We start from the raw sequence: 673 nt of genomic DNA, 5'->3' as shown, positions 1-673 counted from the left end.
AAATACTTAATGAAAATTTGTTCGTAATTCCTTCCCTAGAAGAGCAACATCGCATCGTCGCCAAAGTCGATGAGTTAATGGCACTCTGCGATCATCTTGAGCAACAAACCGAAGCCAGTATCGAAGCACACCAAGTGCTGGTAACGACTCTGTTGGACACACTCACCAACTCTACCGATGCTAACGAGTTAATGCAAAACTGGGCGCGAATCAGTGAGCATTTCGATACCTTATTCACCACCGAAGAGAGTATCGACCAGCTTAAGCAAACTATTCTGCAACTGGCGGTAATGGGTAAGCTAGTTCCACAAGATCCAAGCGATGAGCCTGCTGCTAAGTTACTGAAAAGAGTTGCGGAAGAAAAAGCGCAGTTAGTCAAAGAGAAGAAAATCAAGAAGCAAAAAGCGCTACCGCCGATTTCTGAAGATGAAAAGCCGTTTGAGCTGCCGAATGGGTGGGAGTGGTGTCGTGTAGGCTCAATTTCTAACTTAAAAGGTGGATTTGCTTTTAAGAGCAAAGACTTCGTTACAAATAGTATCTACCAGGTAATCAGAATGGGAAACATTCGTCCTGATAACTTGAGGCTAAGTGAATCCCCAGCATATATACCTCAGCAAATAGCCGAGGAGGCTAAAGATTATAAACTTGTATCAGGTGACATTTTATTAACCAT

Annotated in this window: 1 pseudogene; it reads left to right on the top strand. The window is 43.1% G+C overall.

Going from position 1 to position 673, the window contains the following annotated elements:
- Positions 1-673 (top strand): annotated as a pseudogene (locus R7Q11_RS26710) (restriction endonuclease subunit S); the annotation flags it as partial.

Source organism: Vibrio sp. 970, from assembly GCF_033339075.1.
The sequence above is the reverse complement of the archived record's forward strand: the minus strand, read 5'-3'. Positions and strand labels throughout refer to the sequence as shown.